Genomic DNA, 14102 nt, shown 5'->3' with positions numbered 1-14102 from the left:
CGTTCGCGTACCGACAAAGAATGATGTTACAAAAAGGGGCATCAAGATGAATTTCGAAGTGATAGTAACATGCGCCGTCACGGGTGCGGGTGACACCACGGGGCGCAGCCCCCATGTGCCGGTGACGCCGAAAGAAGTGGCCGAAGCCGCGATCGAGGCTGCCAAGGCCGGCGCGGCCGTCGCGCATCTTCATGTGCGCGATCCAGAGACTGGTAAGGGTTCGCGCGATCCAAAGCTATTCAAGGAAGCGGTCGACCGCGTCCGGGACAGCGGCACGGATGTTGTCATTAACCTCACTGCCGGCATGGGCGGCGACTGGGTTCCAGATGCGACAAACCCAGCTATGCCCGGCCCTGGCACCGACATGATCGGGGCCGAGGATCGTCTGATCCATGTCCATGAATGCCTGCCGGAAATCTGCTCGCTGGATTGCGGCACGCTGAATTTTGGTGATGGCGACAATATCTATATCTCGACGCCCCCCACTTTGCGGCGCATGGCGGAGCTGACCCTTGAATGGGGCGTCAAGCCCGAGATGGAAGTGTTCGAACTGGGCCACATTCGTTTTGCCACGCAAATGATTGCCGAAGGGTTGATCGCTGCGCCGCCGATGTTCCAGATATGCCTCGGCATTCCGTGGGGCGCGGATCAGAGCGTCGACACAATGAAAGTGATGAAGGACCACCTACCGCAGGGCGCCAGCTGGGCGGGCTTTGGTATTTCCCGCATGCAGATGCCGATGGCCGCGGCGGCTGTCGCTATGGGCGGCAACGTGCGCGTCGGGCTGGAGGACAACATTTTTCTGGATCGCGGCGTTCTGGCCACGAACGGCCAGCTGGTCACGCGCGTGGTCGAGATTATCGAGCGCATGGGTGGGCGCGCAATCACCCCGCAAGAGGCCCGCAACAAGCTGAAGCTGCGCGGGGCAGCTAATTAGATGGCTGGCCTAGTGCCTGTCCAAGGCAATCTGAACATCCGCGATCTATCCAAGAAGTTTGGCGATTTCCTTGCTGTCGACAAAGTCAATCTGAAGATTGAGAAGGGCGAGTTTCTGACGCTGCTCGGCCCGTCGGGATCTGGCAAGACCACGCTTTTGATGATGATCGCCGGGTTTCTCGATATTACCGCAGGAGATATTGACCTAGACGGCGCCTCAATTGCCAACGTCCCGGCAGAAAAACGCAATTTTGGCATGGTGTTCCAGGGATATGCGCTTTTCCCACATATGACCGTGCGCGAAAACGTGGGCTACGCGCTAAGCGTACGCAGGCGCCCCGCGTCCGAGATTAAAGCTCGCGTGGACGAAATGCTGGATCTCGTCCAATTGCAGGATTTCGCGGATCGTAAACCCGGTCAGTTATCGGGCGGCCAGCAACAACGCGTGGCGCTTGCGCGGGCGCTTAGCTTCGCGCCGCCAGTGCTGCTACTGGACGAGCCGCTAGGCGCGCTTGACAAGAAATTGCGTGTCGAGGTTCAAGACCAGCTCAAGGATATTCACGACCGAATCGGCACGACCTTCATCTACGTCACTCACGATCAGGAAGAGGCCCTATCGATGTCGGACCGGATCGTGATTATGCGAGATGGCCGGATTGAGCAGGTGGGAACACCTCTGGAGCTATACGAGAAGCCCGAAAGCAGGTTTGTCGCAAGTTTTCTGGGCAAGAGCAATTTTCTGGAGCAGCCGGACGGCCTCTATGCGCTACGCCCGGAAAAGATCGACATTCGGGCGGCGGGCATGGGCGCGGGTCCGGCACGGCTGACGGGTACGGTGCGGTCGATCACGTATTTTGGCTCAATGCTGCGAGTAATGGTCGACATCGCAGACGGAACCGAGGTCGAGGTGGATGTCGACAGTTGGCGCATCCACGCGCCGCTGAGCAAGGGCCAGAAGGTGGATCTGACGTGGAGCGATGCGGCAAGCGTGAAACTGGCGCGGGGATAGGGCAATGAAGAGCTTGGAAAGATACATCAGTCCGGGATGGTTTCTGGTCGCGCCCTTTTTGCTGATCGTCGCCGCGTTCTATCTGGGCCCGATTTTGAATATCCTTTGGCTGAGCTTTACCGACCCAGTACCAGGCATTGGCAACTACCGTGAGCTATACGAATCCGACGCACTTGTGCGGATCATCTGGACGACCGTGCGCGTCTGCGTCATCACAACCTTTTTCAGCGTGCTCCTTGGATACGTCATCGCCTATGCGATGGTTCATGCGCATGAAAACAAAAGAAATATCATGCTAGGTTTCGTGCTGGTGTCGTTTTGGATTTCGATCCTTGTGCGCACATTTTCATGGCTGATGCTGCTAGGGCGCAACGGTCTGGTGAACAACGCGTTCGAGACTATCGGCATTATATCCGAGCCTATTGCATTCATGCGTAACGAGCTCGGCGTGCTGATAGGCATGGTGCATTACATGGTGCCCTATGCGGTCCTGCCGCTGCTGGTGAACATGCAGACGCTAGACATGCGGGTGATGAACGCGTCGCGTAATTTGGGCGCCAGCGGCACGCAGACGTTTTGGCGCATCTACCTGCCGCTGACGACGCCGGGGTTGGTCGCCTCGACGCTGCTGGTCTTTATCCTCAGCCTTGGGTTCTACGTCACTCCGGCGGTGCTGGGCGGCGGCAAGGTGCTGATGGTCGCAGAGTATATCTATGTGCAGCTTCTGGTGACGCTTCAGTGGGGCACGGCGGCGATGCTAGCTGCATTGATGCTGTTTGGAGTGCTGGGCCTTCTCTACGTCATGTCGCGGTTCATGAAGTTGAGCACCGTGTTTGGAGGGACAGCATCATGAGGTCTGGACTGTTCGCACGTTTCAATCGGGTGGGCGCGTGGATCCTGCTGCTCTTTCTCGTCACGCCCGCGCTGGTTGCCATTCCGGTGTCGCTGACGCCCAAACGCTTCCTGTCGATGCCAGGTGGCGAGTATTCTCTGCGCCATTTTACCGCGCTGTTTTCCAGCCCCGAATGGTTGTCCAGCTTCTTCCAAAGCGCGGTGATCGGCCTCAGCACATCCGCGCTGGCCACGGTTCTCGGCACGCTCTGCGCTATCGGCCTCTGGCGAGTATCGTCGAAATACAGCGAAGTTGTGCGCGCCTTTCTGCTGCTACCGATGATTATCCCGCAGATCATTTCGGCTATGGCGTTTTATCGGCTCTGGGTGCCGCTGGGATTGCTCGACACCTATCCGGGCATGATTTTGGCGCATACCATTCTGGCGGCACCTCTGGTGCTGATCACGGTCAGCGCGTCGCTTGCTAATTTTGACCCCAAGCTGGAGCAGGCGTCACGAAATTTGGGCGCGTCTAGCTGGGTAACGATGCGCCGTGTGATCCTGCCGTCGATTAAGCCGGGTGTATTTGCCGGGGCGCTTTTCGCGTTCATCCTCAGTTGGGATGAGATCGTCGTCACGCTGTTCGTATCTAAATTCAATATCTACACCCTGCCGCGCCGCATGTGGAACGGCATCCGCGAAAATACGGATCCAACGGTGGCCGCCGCCGCTGTGGTCCTGATCGCCCTCACCTTGATTGCTTTTGCGGTCTTTGCGCTCGTATCGCGGCGCAATGCCCGGCAATCACGCACTTGACCGGAGCCAAAGATGAACACTCAGACATCGCATGAGACTGAATTGCTGCTGAACACAGTGCGCAATTTTATGGAGGCTGAGATTTATCCGCATGAGGACATGGTTGACCGCACCGGAGAGGTGCCCGAGGCACTAGGCCGCCAGATTGAAGCGCGCGCAAAGGAGGTCGGCCTTTTCGCCGCGAACCTGCCCGAGGATGTGGGCGGCGGCGGGCTGAACTATTCCGAAATGGCGGTGATCGAGCGGGAGTATGGCAAAACCACTCATGCGCTACACAGCTGGATTGCACGCCCGACCGAGCTCCTACTGGCCTGCGAGGGCGACCAAATCGAGCGTTACCTGACCCCGTGCGTGACCGGCGAAAAGCGTGAGCTGTTTGCCCTGACCGAGCCTGAGGCGGGATCAGACGTGATGGGGATGAAATCGCGCGCGGTGCGTGATGGCGATGACTGGATCCTCAATGGCTCCAAGCATTTCATTTCCGGCCCGTGTATGCCGGATTTTGCTATCGTATTCGCAGCGACCGGAATGGATGAGACAAAGCGCGGCCCGCGCAAGCGTGTGACCGCATTTCTGGTCGATATCGGCATCCCCGGCTTTGAGTGCCGTGAGGGCAACAAATGCGTCTCCTATCGCGGCTACAAGAATTTTCAGTTGAGCTTCGACAACGTCCGGTTGGGGCCGGGACAGCTCCTGGGCGAGGAGGGGCGCGGGCTAGAGCTGGCTGGCAAATGGCTGGGCATGGGGCGTATCTGGGTAGGCGCCACCTGCTGCGGCAAGGCCGAGCGGCTGATGGGAATGGCCACTGACTGGGCCGCAAATCGCAAGCAGTTTGGCAAGCCCATCGGCACCTTTCAGGCGACTGGATTTCGGCTGGCAGACATGGCCATTGGGCTGAGGGCCGCCGACCTGCTGGTCGCCGACGCCGTGCAGCGCGCCGATGCGGGCCAGCTAGAGGATGCCGATGCCGCTATGGTCAAGGTTTTCTGTTCGGAAATGCTGAACAAGGTTGCCGACGATACGGTGCAGATTTATGGCGGAATGGGCCTGATGGAGGAATTGCCGATCCACCGCCTGTGGCGCGATTCCCGGCTTGAACGTATTTGGGACGGCACCAGCGAAATCCAGCGCCATATCATCACGCGCTCAATCTTGAGGCCGCTGGGGGCATGACGCCGCAGCAGCGTGCCAATTTTGGGCGGCTTTTGAACCCCCGCCATATCGCGTTTATCGGTGGGACGGATGCAGCCACAGCGATCAGGGAGGCGCGCAGGCGCGGTTTTACCGCCCAGATCTGGGCGGTAAATCCGGCCCGCGCTGAACTAGCCGGCGTGCCCTGTCTGTCCAGTCTCGACGATCTTCCAGAGGCGCCGGATGCGGCATATATCGCCGTTCCTGTCGCGTCTGCGATTGATACCGTGGCGCGGTTGGCCGCGATGGGAGCAGGCGGCGTGGTGTGCTATTCGGCTGGTTTTAAGGAGTCGGGACCGGAGGGTGCCGCCTCCGAAGAGGCGCTTAAGCGTGCGGTTGGCGACATGGCTCTGATTGGGCCGAATTGCTATGGCGTGATCAACTATGTCGGCAACTCGGCATTGTGGTCTTTTGAGCATGGTGGCGCGTCGCCGGGCTATGGAGCAGCCATCATCACGCAGTCGGGCATGCTGTCGTCTGACATCACGATGAGCCAGCGGTCGCTGCCAATGGCTTACATGGTTTCGGCCGGCAACCAAGCGGTCCTGGGGCTGGAGGATTACGTCGACTTTTTCGCAGATGACGAGGCCGTCCGCGCCATTGGCCTGCATATCGAGGGGTTGCAGGATATTCCCAAATTCGAGCGCGCCGCGCTCAGGGCGCTGGCACGCGGCACGCCTATTGTGGCGCTGAAAACCGGCACCTCGGCCATAGGCGGCGCGTTAACGATTAGCCATACCGGCTCGCTTTCGGGTGCAAAGGAACTCTATCAGGCGCTGTTTGAGCGCACCGGCGTCATAAGCGTCACCAGCCCGGCGCAAATGCTGGAGACGCTGAAGTATCTCTGCGTCGTCGGCGCGCCGAAAGGGCCGCGCGTTGCAGGTTTCACTTGCTCAGGTGGCGGTGCGACGATGCTGGCAGATCATGCTGAGGGCATTGGGCTGGAATTCCCTGCCATTGCGCCGCAAGTGGCAGCGGGCCTAAAGGCACTGCTTCCCAGCATTGCCACGGTGTCGAACCCTCTGGATTACACGACACCAATATGGGGACAGTTTGAGCGTACGAAACCGGTCTTTGCCGCTATGATGCAGGCCGTAGGTGCCGATTCCGCGCTTCTGGTGCAGGATTACCCGCTACCGGGGCTGGACGGCTCCAAGATACATTATCAGAACGACGCCGCCGCCTTTGCCGAGGCCGCCAAGGAGCAGGGCGTGCCTGCCGCGATTTGTGCCACCTTGCCGGAAAACCTTGATCCTGAAACGCGCGAGTTCCTGATCGGCAAAGGTGTCGCCCCCATGCAGGGGCTTCATGAGACGCTGAATGCCATCGCTGCCGCCGCAGATTGGACTGCAGCCAGAGATCGGATCATGCGTGATCCGCCCCTTCCGCTAGAGGTCCGCATGACAGGCACGGCATCCCGGATATTGACCGAAGACGCAGGAAAAGCGTGGGTCAAGGCAGCCGGATTGCCCGTGCCGAAGGGACGCGTCGTCCGCGCCACAGACGCAGCCGACGCCGCAGAGGCCATTGGCTATCCCGTCGTTCTCAAGATGATGGGCGCAAAGCTGGCCCACAAGACCGAGATGGGCGCGGTCGTGGTCGGGCTGGACAGCGCCGTGGCCGTGGCGCGCGCCGTGCAGACGATGCGGACCCGCGTCGCCGCCTGCGACCCCGAAGCGGTGACGGACAGGTTTCTGGTCGAAGCCATGTCCCCCAGACCTTTAGCTGAATTGCTCGTCGGGCTTAGGCACGATCCGCAGTTCGGCTATGCGCTCACCCTTGGAAGTGGCGGTGTTCTGGTCGAACTGGTTGGAGATGCGCGCACCCTTTTGCTGCCTTGCGTGACCCGCGATATTGAACTGGCGCTGGCATCGCTCAAGGTCGCTGGACTGCTTGCAGGGTTTCGGGGCTCGGATGCGGCGGACCTCGGGCAGATCTCGTCGATCCTTCACCTTTTTTGCAGCAATGTGTTGGCTAGAGAGATCGTTATCGAAGAGATCGAAATCAACCCGCTCTTTATTTATCCCGAGAGCGTTACTGCCGTAGACGTACTGATGCGCTGCACCGAATAGGAGGCACGCGGCTCGAATAAGAGATATGCGTATCCCTACAGCCGCTGCCGACCTCCTCCCACTTACTCCTGACCGGAGCCTTTGGCGGCTTCTTCGGCTATTTGCGCGTTGACCTCATTGGCGGCGCGGAAGGCTTCGACGCCTGCGGGGACACCGCAATAGACGGCGATCTGTGTTAGGGCCGCGCGCAATTCGTCCTGCGTCGCGCCGTTGCGGACTGCACCGCGAAAATGCGTACGAAATTCCTGCATTCTGCCAAGTGCTGCCAGCATTCCCAAGTTCATCAGGCTGCGCTGTTTACGCTCAAGGGCGTCATCGCTCCAAACCATGCCCCAGCAATACTCGTTCAGTACATCCTGAAAAGGTTGCGAGAACGCGGTCGCGCCGTCGACTGCCCGGTCCACATATGCATCGCCCAGCACCTCGCGTCGTGCCGCTTCGCCCTTGCCTCGAAGGTCATCATCCATTTGTCATCTCCGCGATTTTTCATTTCCGGACTGGTTTAGCAGACTCCGTATGAGAGGTAAGGGTGTGGCAGGGCGGATAGCCTCTCAAATCAGCTGCTGCGCATACCAACGTGCAAATGACGCAACATTTGATTCTAGCAGTGGATGAACGCGGCCCTGCATGGCGTAGGGCGAATTGAGGCCGATCTGCTGGTTTTGCAGTGCAGGAATATCCTCGGCAATGGCCGCATCCAAACGTTCGTAATAATGCGCGACCTTGTCGTCAAAACCGGGCTGCGCCACTACCTCGCGCGGAAAACACGCGGTCATGGTCACGTGGCACTGGCGCGCGTTGATCGGTGTGGCCTCGTATATCCAGATCGCATCGCGGCCGACGGCAAAGGCCATGTTCGGAAAGACCCACGTATAGCGCACACCATTCGCCACAGCGGGATCAAGGCCCGGCATCGGCGGAAACGCGTGATCCTGTTGGCCCTCAAGCAAGCCGCCCGTACCCTCGGTCGCACCATATTGCGAGGCGTATTCACCTCTGGCGTCATCGCCCGGCTTGGGACGGTTATAAAGCGAATTGACGGTATCAGGATGCACAAATGGCAGGTGGTAGTACTCGTCGAATACGTCGAGAAAGACCTTCCAGTTGCAATTCACCTCGAAAGATCGGCGCCGCGTTGGGACCAGCGTATCCATCGGCCAGGGCGCGTGCAGCTTGGCGAAATCGCCTAGCTGATCCTCAAGTTCGGGGGCGTCGGCATTGAGGCATACAAACGCCAGACCGTTTGCTTCGTCGGCCCTGAACTCAATCAGCCCGTATTGAGATTTGTCGAAATCCTCAATTTCTTCGGCATGAGGCACGCCGACGAGGGTTCCATCCAGCTTATAACTCCAGCAATGGAACGGGCATTTGATGCCACGGCAATTTCCTTCGCCCTCCAGCAGGCGCGCGCCGCGGTGACGGCACGAATTGGCAAAGGCCCGCAGCTTTCCAACTTTGTCGCGCAAAACAATCAGCGGGACGTCGGCAATGGTGATCGCCTCGTAATCACCGGATTTTTTGAAACGCCCCGCATGCCCAATGCCGATCCATTTACGTTGAAAGATTGCCGCGGTCTCACGTTTCCGAAATGCCTCGTCGCTGTAGCAGGTGGGCGGTAGGCTACTGGCCCTTTCGGCGGGGGCGATACAATTTGCAAGAAGGTCGTCAACGGTGTGAAACGCGCCGATAGTGTGCCCGCTCATTTTTCTGTCCAACATCCTGCGCTCCATCAGTTAAAGGGTTTGAGGTGCTCATGCCGCCTGAAGGCGCGATTTCGCTACCCGCTGGTCAACAAGTGGCATGCGCGCGCCTGGCCTGATCACTGCCTTGTCATAGGGAGCGCGGGCGAAAACCTCCGCAACGTGCGAGCGAAAGAAATCCAGCGGCAGAGTTTGGTATTCGGGATCGAACGCCCGCTGATCTTAGCGTTCGCAAAACACCGCGCAATCGTCAAAATACGGATTTTCGCGATGTCGCTCGCGCGTGTTCGGGTCCTTACCCATCTGCTCTGCGTAGTAAAACTTCTGAAATTCGCCGTGTTGCTTGACCGTCCAACTGCATTGCTCGCGCACGAAGGGGCGAAGGATCAGCGCTGCATACTCGTCGTGGTCATAGGGTGAATGAATGTCACCAATATCATGCAGCAACGCACTAACGATCCAGTCGGTATCGGCGCCATCGCGCCATGCGCGGCTCGCCGTTTGCAGGCAATGCTCTAGCCGCGTCACCTGAAAGCCCGACATTGCGGATTCGAGTTTTTCTAGTGTTTCCAACAAACGAGTCCCGACCTGCGATGCATAGGTGATCTCGCATTCTTCGAGAAATTCGTAGTCTTCGCGATCGCCATCAATGAGTTTACGGAACTTCACTGTCTGCATGGTCTGTCTCCTTGGTTGGGGTAGAACTGATCGAAAATTGGAAGACGCAACACAAAGAATAATGCGTCTTGCAGGGCGCCGCAGCAAACGATGGATCCGCACTCATTGACATTAGCAGTGCTAATGTTGAACGTGGTTTGCATGACCAGTTCCTTGCCGCCACTCTCTTGCTTTCGGGCGTTCGAGGCGACAGCCCGTCACCTGAGCTTTACCCTTGCCGCCAAAGAGATGAATGTGACCCAATCGGCGGTCAGCCAACAGGTGCGGACGCTGGAGGATAGGCTGGGTCAGGCGCTGTTCGACCGCAAGACTTAAGGTTTGACCCTGACGGATGCGGGACGGCGCCTAGTGCCTTTCGCCGCGTCTGCCATCAATGAATTGATTAAGGGAACCGAGATGTTCCAACCAGCGCGGGAGCGCAAAACCGTCTCGGTATCATGTACGACATCCTTTGCGCAGCTGTGGCTGGTTCCTCAACTAAAGGGATTTCATGCTGCGCATCCTGATATTGCCGTCCAGATAACCAGCACACTTTGGCCAGATGATTATCTGACAGGCAAAACCGACATCGAGATTCATTTCGGCCGCACTGCGCAAATGAAACCAAAAGCGAAATTACTGATGCCTATCAGGTTCGTTCCGGTTTGCGCGCCTGCGCTAAGTGGGCCGGTTGCCGACTTTGATGATCTATGGAAGCTGCCACTGATCGAAACGGTGGGCGCCCTCTATGGATGGAGCCGCTGGACACGGCAATTCAGTGTTTCGGGCCGCCAAGCGCCCGCGTTTATCGTCGACTCGATGATCCTGGCCCAGACCACCGCGATTGCCGGCCTAGGTGTCGCGCTGGTCAGTCCCGCGCTTTGCCATGATGCCTTGAGCAGTGACCAGATCCATGCCGTTCTGGACCTGCCGACGCAGGTTGAGGACTGCTTTTACTTTTCGGTTATGGATTCGGCTGCTGATCGGCCTGCCGTGAAAGTACTGTGCGACTGGCTCGAAGACGCGGCGAGCTCTCACTAGGGTTGAGTAGGCGCGAGCGTTGCACCTGACATTACGCATAACGCGCGTCTCCGTACTCTCCGTCTGGACGGAAATAGGCGGTCGCCGCATTTTTCGACACGAGATGTCGAATAAACGGAACTTCGTGAGTTCGCCATGCCCAATGCTAGCGTGTGAAGCTGAAGTCGCAATCAAACAATGCGTCAATTTCAACCGGGCAGAACGCTCGATCAATGGGGAGACAGACACGATGTTCGATAAACAAATGATGCGTGATACGCTAACCGAGGGTGCCAACGCCTTTAATGCTGGACGCCTGGACCGGCGCAGCTTTCTTGTGCTTTGCGGGATGTCGGGGGTCGCGCTCCAATCTGTTTTCGCCGGTGATGCCGAGGCCGCCGCGAATGAGATCATCATGTGGAACTGGGGCGGCGAGTCTCCTGATTGCCAAGCCAAGGCACTGGGCGAGTCGTTCGAAGAGCAGACCGGCATGGCCCTGAGGTTCGACACGTCCGGACCGCTTCAAGGCAAGATCAAGGAGATGGTGGATAGCGGCAACGTGACCGCTGATGTTTGCGACGGCGACCTCTTTGACGCCGTAGCGTTGGGGCCAAATGGCTATCTAGAGCCGATCGACTACGACGTCGTGAGCAAGGACAAAACCCTACCGAACTACGCGCTGGAATATGGCGTATCGATCATCCTTTACGGGTATGCCTTCGTCTATGACACCGAGGCTTACGGTGACACCCCGCCGACCGGCTGGGCCGATTTCTTTGACACAGCGAAATTTCCCGGCACGCGATCGCTCTACAAATGGGCCAACGGATCACTTGAGGGCGCATTGATTGCCGACGGTGTGGACAAGGACTCGCTCTATCCGTTGGATATGGATCGGGCTCTGGCTAAAATCAAATCGATCAAGGATGACAGCATTTACTGGGGCTCTGCCTCTGAGGCGCATTCGATGGTCGTGAACGGTGAGGTGTCGATGGGCATGTTGTTTCAGAACCGTGCCCGCAACATCGAGAAGGACACAGATGGGCGTTACAAGCTGGTCATGAATGAGGCCATCGCCATGCCCGGCGCCTATATCGTGCCCAAAGGCAATCCAGCAGGGCGCGAGGCGATAATGAAATTCATTGCAAACGCACAGTCAGTTCCCGCGCAGCTGTCCTTGTTCGAGTGTCTGGGTATGACGCCGTCCAACCCCGAAGCATTCGCGCAGGTTCCCGAAGACGAACAATTCTACGCCATCACATCTGCGCAGAACATCGATAACATCATCTACAACGACCCCACATGGTGGGGCGAAAACGGATCGGACGCCGTCAACGCCTTTCTAGATGCGATAAGCTGATATGCGCGCCACGCAGGACAAACTGTCCTGTGTGGCCTGCATGTTTCCATAGCAGCCGTTTCGCTGATTTGAGAAACGGCTGCTGTTACTTCCCCTTATCGCTAAGGGTGGTCTGTTCCGGAGTTTTCCTGAGATGTGCCGCCTTGGCTTTTTCCAAGCCGCGTTGCTCAAGCGTTTGAAGAAATGAGGCCAGTGTTCCCGGCCACGTCGGGGCATTGTCCCGTTCGGGCCAGGCTTGTCTATAATCTGAGGGACGCCGACCAAAGTGCTTTCCAAAGGAATATGCAAAATGAGAAAGCGTGTTGAAACCTGACGCTGTGGCGATTTCGCGAATACTGAGGCTGGTCGAGATTAAAAGGACCCGCGCATGCTGCAATCGGAGCAGCAAACTAAATTGGACCACCGTGCAGCCGATACCCTGCCGAAACTGGCGCTCTAATTGGCGCTGAGATACGCCCAGCGATTTGGCAACTTCTGGTACCGAAAGCGGTTCGGACAGCTGGCTTTCAATCAGATTGATCGCCTCGCGCACCATCGGTACCAGTGTATCCGTTCCGCGCCCCATGGTGCGCCGCTGCGGCGCATTGCCGGGGCGGACAGGGTGATGCAGCATCTGATCTGCGATCTCGCCCGCCATTCGCTCACCATGCGCTTTGGAGATTAGTTTTAGCATTAGGTCCACACCCGCCATCGCGCCTGCACAGCTCATGATCTTTTGATCGTGAATAAATAACTGTTCTCGGAAGACGGTGCCGTGAAACTGTTCGTGGAACCCTGGCGCCCAAGACCAATGAACCGCCATTTCGATCCCTTCGGCCAGACCTGCGCGGGCCACTAGGTAACAGCCCAATTCGACAGCACAGATGCGCGCGCCCGCTCTTGACTGCCGCCGTATCCAGGACAGCGTCTCGCGCTTGTTGTATGTCTCGCTACCCCAGCTGGCCACGACAAACACTAACTCGCCTCGCCGATTTCGTTCGGGCGGCTCGATTGCCGGTTGTTGCATACCGTTGCTGGCCAAAATCATGCTGCCATCTAGCGATACGATTTCCCAAGTATAAAGAGGGGATGGCGCAAGATAATTGGCCACTCGAAGCGTGTCGATCATCGTTATAACAGCAGACATGTTAAAGCGGGGCACTATCAGGAACGTCACCATTTCAGGTTCGACCCTCTTGGGGGTCTGTTCCGCCTTAACCGCCTGCGCCAGTCCGTTGCTCGTTCGGCTGGTGGGGGTTTTCATCTCGAACACTATCTTTCTGTAGGCAAGGGTAATCTGTAGCTCTGAATCGACGTCAGAGTAGGCGCATCTTGCTGGAGTGCCCCAATCGGATAGTCCAGTTTGAATGTTATTGGATAGTCAGCCTCTGGTCTATTAGCATGATGCTTTTGGGATCTGGTGGAAACACATCTGCCCAAAAAAATTAGAATGACTGGGTAAGCTCTTCGGTTTAATCCCGTTTAATACGCGAAGATTACCGTCCGCATTTGCAGGCGCAGTTTGCATCGTGCGTTCCGAAGTCTTGTCTCGAGTGTGACAAGGCTTCAAAATTTGGAAAGCCTCCGATCAACCAATATTCTAGGTAGGATTGCTTTTCTCAAGCTGCTTCTCGACCAGCCGCCGGATCATCTCGGGCCGGGTCGGCAGATCCTCCTCCTCGCGCCTCAGCTTATCGATAGCGGCGATCATTTCGACGGGCATGCGCACCATGACGGCGGCCGTATCGACTGGTGGTCTGCCTTTTTTTGATATCATGATACTTTTCCTATTGATTTCTAAGTTTCTTAGTATCATAATACATAACAAGCCGGAACGAGGGCGGCAACCCTCATCCCGGCTCTAAGCGATAATTAGTCTGTTAAGGAGACCAACTATGACCTGCCATCTGACTACCACGTCAATCTGGACGACAGAAGACCTTCACGCCCCCACCATCCTCTCCGTCCTGTTCTCCAAGCTCAACGGCGCGCTCGCCGTGGCGATTGAGGCCGAGCGCGATATCGTGGATATCAGCGTGTGGGATCCGGCTGTCGATGCCTGGCTGCGCGAGGCCGAGCGGGCTTGGGACGCAGTGCTGGATATGCGTCATGCGCTCCTTGCGGCCCCTCTGACGCACGCGGAGGAGAAGGCGCTTTTGAGCATGGTGGGCATCGCCGATGCGGTCATGAGCGCCGAGACGATCAGCGCATTCGGGGCGGCGCATGACCGGCTGCGCGCTGCGACGTTTTTCCGCCAGCGTCTCGGGCGGGGCCATCTGCCGCACCGGATCAGCGCGCTGCTGGATCAGTGCCACGCGCATCTGTCGGCTGTCGCGCAGCTCGATCTCTATCAGCCGGTCTGCGATCCTGAGGATCTGCCCTACGGCTTGACCGAGGCTTGGGCCGAGGCCTGCTGACCCCTCCCCACCAAACGCTTGTTTGATCGCCGCGCGTCTGCGCGGCTCCCCTCCCCACATTTTGCCGCCCCGCTCGGGCGCGGCCTCTCTCAACCTGTCTGCAAAGGATGTGCC

The 14102-nt window shown here is 57.9% G+C and carries 15 protein-coding genes; 10 read left to right on the top strand and 5 right to left on the bottom strand.

Annotation, left to right across the window (positions count from 1 at the left end; genetic code table 11):
• Positions 1 to 46: 46 nt before the first annotated feature.
• Genes MK6180000_RS02140 through MK6180000_RS02115 form a run of 6 tightly spaced genes read left to right on the top strand, consistent with a single transcriptional unit; the run spans position 47 to position 6855 of the window.
• Positions 47 to 937: a beta-keto acid cleavage family enzyme gene (locus MK6180000_RS02140; RefSeq protein WP_138933236.1), complete on the top strand. Its 891-nt coding sequence runs from the start codon at positions 47 to 49 to the stop codon at positions 935 to 937.
• Positions 938 to 1945 (top strand): ABC transporter ATP-binding protein, encoded by a 1008-nt coding sequence (locus MK6180000_RS02135; protein ID WP_138933235.1) that lies wholly within the window; start codon positions 938 to 940, stop codon positions 1943 to 1945.
• Positions 1946 to 1949: 4 nt separating this feature from the next.
• Positions 1950 to 2798 carry an ABC transporter permease gene (locus tag MK6180000_RS02130; RefSeq protein WP_138933234.1) on the top strand — a complete coding sequence of 283 codons (849 nt, stop codon included), beginning with the start codon at positions 1950 to 1952 and terminating at the stop codon, positions 2796 to 2798.
• The gene (locus MK6180000_RS02125) at positions 2795 to 3592 is read left to right on the top strand and encodes an ABC transporter permease (protein WP_138933233.1); all 798 of its coding nucleotides are present in this window, start codon (positions 2795 to 2797) and stop codon (positions 3590 to 3592) included. Before MK6180000_RS02130 ends, MK6180000_RS02125 begins: the two co-directional genes overlap by 4 nt.
• Before the next feature lie 12 nt (positions 3593 to 3604).
• Entirely contained in the window at positions 3605 to 4765 is a 1161-nt protein-coding gene (locus MK6180000_RS02120; RefSeq protein ID WP_138933232.1) for an acyl-CoA dehydrogenase family protein, read from the top strand.
• Complete coding sequence (locus tag MK6180000_RS02115; protein ID WP_138933231.1) at positions 4762 to 6855, top strand: acetate--CoA ligase family protein; 2094 nt, start codon at positions 4762 to 4764, stop codon at positions 6853 to 6855. The genes MK6180000_RS02120 and MK6180000_RS02115 overlap by 4 nt, the downstream gene beginning before the upstream one ends.
• A 62-nt stretch (positions 6856 to 6917) precedes the next feature.
• On the opposite strand, the gene MK6180000_RS02110 is transcribed toward MK6180000_RS02115, so the two are convergent.
• From MK6180000_RS02110 to MK6180000_RS02100, 3 genes are all read right to left on the bottom strand, one after another.
• A complete protein-coding gene (locus MK6180000_RS02110) occupies positions 6918 to 7322 on the bottom strand; it encodes a carboxymuconolactone decarboxylase family protein (protein WP_138933230.1) in 405 nt (134 codons plus the stop codon).
• 84 nt (positions 7323 to 7406) lie between these two features.
• A complete protein-coding gene (locus MK6180000_RS02105) occupies positions 7407 to 8573 on the bottom strand; it encodes an aromatic ring-hydroxylating oxygenase subunit alpha (RefSeq protein ID WP_212751859.1) in 1167 nt (388 codons plus the stop codon).
• A 204-nt stretch (positions 8574 to 8777) separates the two neighbouring features.
• On the bottom strand, positions 8778 to 9233 hold the full coding sequence (locus MK6180000_RS02100) for an HD domain-containing protein (protein ID WP_342777693.1): 456 nt from the start codon (positions 9231 to 9233) through the stop codon (positions 8778 to 8780).
• A gap of 141 nt (positions 9234 to 9374) precedes the next feature.
• Here MK6180000_RS02100 and MK6180000_RS02095 point away from each other — a divergent pair, with 141 nt between their 5' ends.
• The 3 genes from MK6180000_RS02095 (at position 9375) to MK6180000_RS02085 (ending at position 11592) form a co-directional block, all read left to right on the top strand.
• The gene (locus tag MK6180000_RS02095; protein WP_246040398.1) at positions 9375 to 9548 is read left to right on the top strand and encodes a LysR family transcriptional regulator; all 174 of its coding nucleotides are present in this window, start codon (positions 9375 to 9377) and stop codon (positions 9546 to 9548) included.
• 81 nt (positions 9549 to 9629) lie between these two features.
• Complete coding sequence (locus MK6180000_RS02090; protein WP_138933229.1) at positions 9630 to 10253, top strand: LysR substrate-binding domain-containing protein; 624 nt, start codon at positions 9630 to 9632, stop codon at positions 10251 to 10253.
• Between the two features lie 229 nt (positions 10254 to 10482).
• A complete protein-coding gene (locus tag MK6180000_RS02085) occupies positions 10483 to 11592 on the top strand; it encodes an extracellular solute-binding protein (protein ID WP_138933228.1) in 1110 nt (369 codons plus the stop codon).
• Positions 11593 to 11677: 85 nt separating this feature from the next.
• Here MK6180000_RS02085 and MK6180000_RS02080 read toward each other — a convergent pair whose 3' ends face one another.
• Together MK6180000_RS02080 and MK6180000_RS02075 are read right to left on the bottom strand one after the other, a co-directional pair.
• Positions 11678 to 12835 carry a GlxA family transcriptional regulator gene (locus MK6180000_RS02080; RefSeq protein ID WP_246040397.1) on the bottom strand — a complete coding sequence of 386 codons (1158 nt, stop codon included), beginning with the start codon at positions 12833 to 12835 and terminating at the stop codon, positions 11678 to 11680.
• Between the two features lie 336 nt (positions 12836 to 13171).
• Complete coding sequence (locus MK6180000_RS02075) at positions 13172 to 13348, bottom strand: ribbon-helix-helix protein, CopG family (RefSeq protein ID WP_246040396.1); 177 nt, start codon at positions 13346 to 13348, stop codon at positions 13172 to 13174.
• 118 nt (positions 13349 to 13466) lie between these two features.
• Here MK6180000_RS02075 and MK6180000_RS02070 point away from each other — a divergent pair, with 118 nt between their 5' ends.
• Positions 13467 to 13988 (top strand): hypothetical protein, encoded by a 522-nt coding sequence (locus MK6180000_RS02070; protein WP_138933227.1) that lies wholly within the window; start codon positions 13467 to 13469, stop codon positions 13986 to 13988.
• Positions 13989 to 14102 lie beyond the last annotated feature (114 nt).

It is taken from the genome of Roseovarius arcticus (genome assembly GCF_006125015.1).
In the GTDB taxonomy this organism is placed as follows: domain Bacteria; phylum Pseudomonadota; class Alphaproteobacteria; order Rhodobacterales; family Rhodobacteraceae; genus Roseovarius; species Roseovarius arcticus.
This window is presented reverse-complemented; position numbering and strand designations above follow the sequence as displayed.

Coding starts and splice junctions, on each gene's coding strand:
- MK6180000_RS02140 (WP_138933236.1), top strand. CDS start 47: ATGAATTTCGAAGTGATAGTAACATGCGCCGTCACGGGTGCGGGTGAC.
- MK6180000_RS02135 (WP_138933235.1), top strand. CDS start 938: ATGGCTGGCCTAGTGCCTGTCCAAGGCAATCTGAACATCCGCGATCTA.
- MK6180000_RS02130 (WP_138933234.1), top strand. CDS start 1,950: ATGAAGAGCTTGGAAAGATACATCAGTCCGGGATGGTTTCTGGTCGCG.
- MK6180000_RS02125 (WP_138933233.1), top strand. CDS start 2,795: ATGAGGTCTGGACTGTTCGCACGTTTCAATCGGGTGGGCGCGTGGATC.
- MK6180000_RS02120 (WP_138933232.1), top strand. CDS start 3,605: ATGAACACTCAGACATCGCATGAGACTGAATTGCTGCTGAACACAGTG.
- MK6180000_RS02115 (WP_138933231.1), top strand. CDS start 4,762: ATGACGCCGCAGCAGCGTGCCAATTTTGGGCGGCTTTTGAACCCCCGC.
- MK6180000_RS02110 (WP_138933230.1), bottom strand. CDS start 7,322: ATGGATGATGACCTTCGAGGCAAGGGCGAAGCGGCACGACGCGAGGTG.
- MK6180000_RS02105 (WP_212751859.1), bottom strand. CDS start 8,573: ATGTTGGACAGAAAAATGAGCGGGCACACTATCGGCGCGTTTCACACC.
- MK6180000_RS02100 (WP_342777693.1), bottom strand. CDS start 9,233: ATGCAGACAGTGAAGTTCCGTAAACTCATTGATGGCGATCGCGAAGAC.
- MK6180000_RS02095 (WP_246040398.1), top strand. CDS start 9,375: ATGACCAGTTCCTTGCCGCCACTCTCTTGCTTTCGGGCGTTCGAGGCG.
- MK6180000_RS02090 (WP_138933229.1), top strand. CDS start 9,630: ATGTTCCAACCAGCGCGGGAGCGCAAAACCGTCTCGGTATCATGTACG.
- MK6180000_RS02085 (WP_138933228.1), top strand. CDS start 10,483: ATGTTCGATAAACAAATGATGCGTGATACGCTAACCGAGGGTGCCAAC.
- MK6180000_RS02080 (WP_246040397.1), bottom strand. CDS start 12,835: ATGAAAACCCCCACCAGCCGAACGAGCAACGGACTGGCGCAGGCGGTT.
- MK6180000_RS02075 (WP_246040396.1), bottom strand. CDS start 13,348: ATGATATCAAAAAAAGGCAGACCACCAGTCGATACGGCCGCCGTCATG.
- MK6180000_RS02070 (WP_138933227.1), top strand. CDS start 13,467: ATGACCTGCCATCTGACTACCACGTCAATCTGGACGACAGAAGACCTT.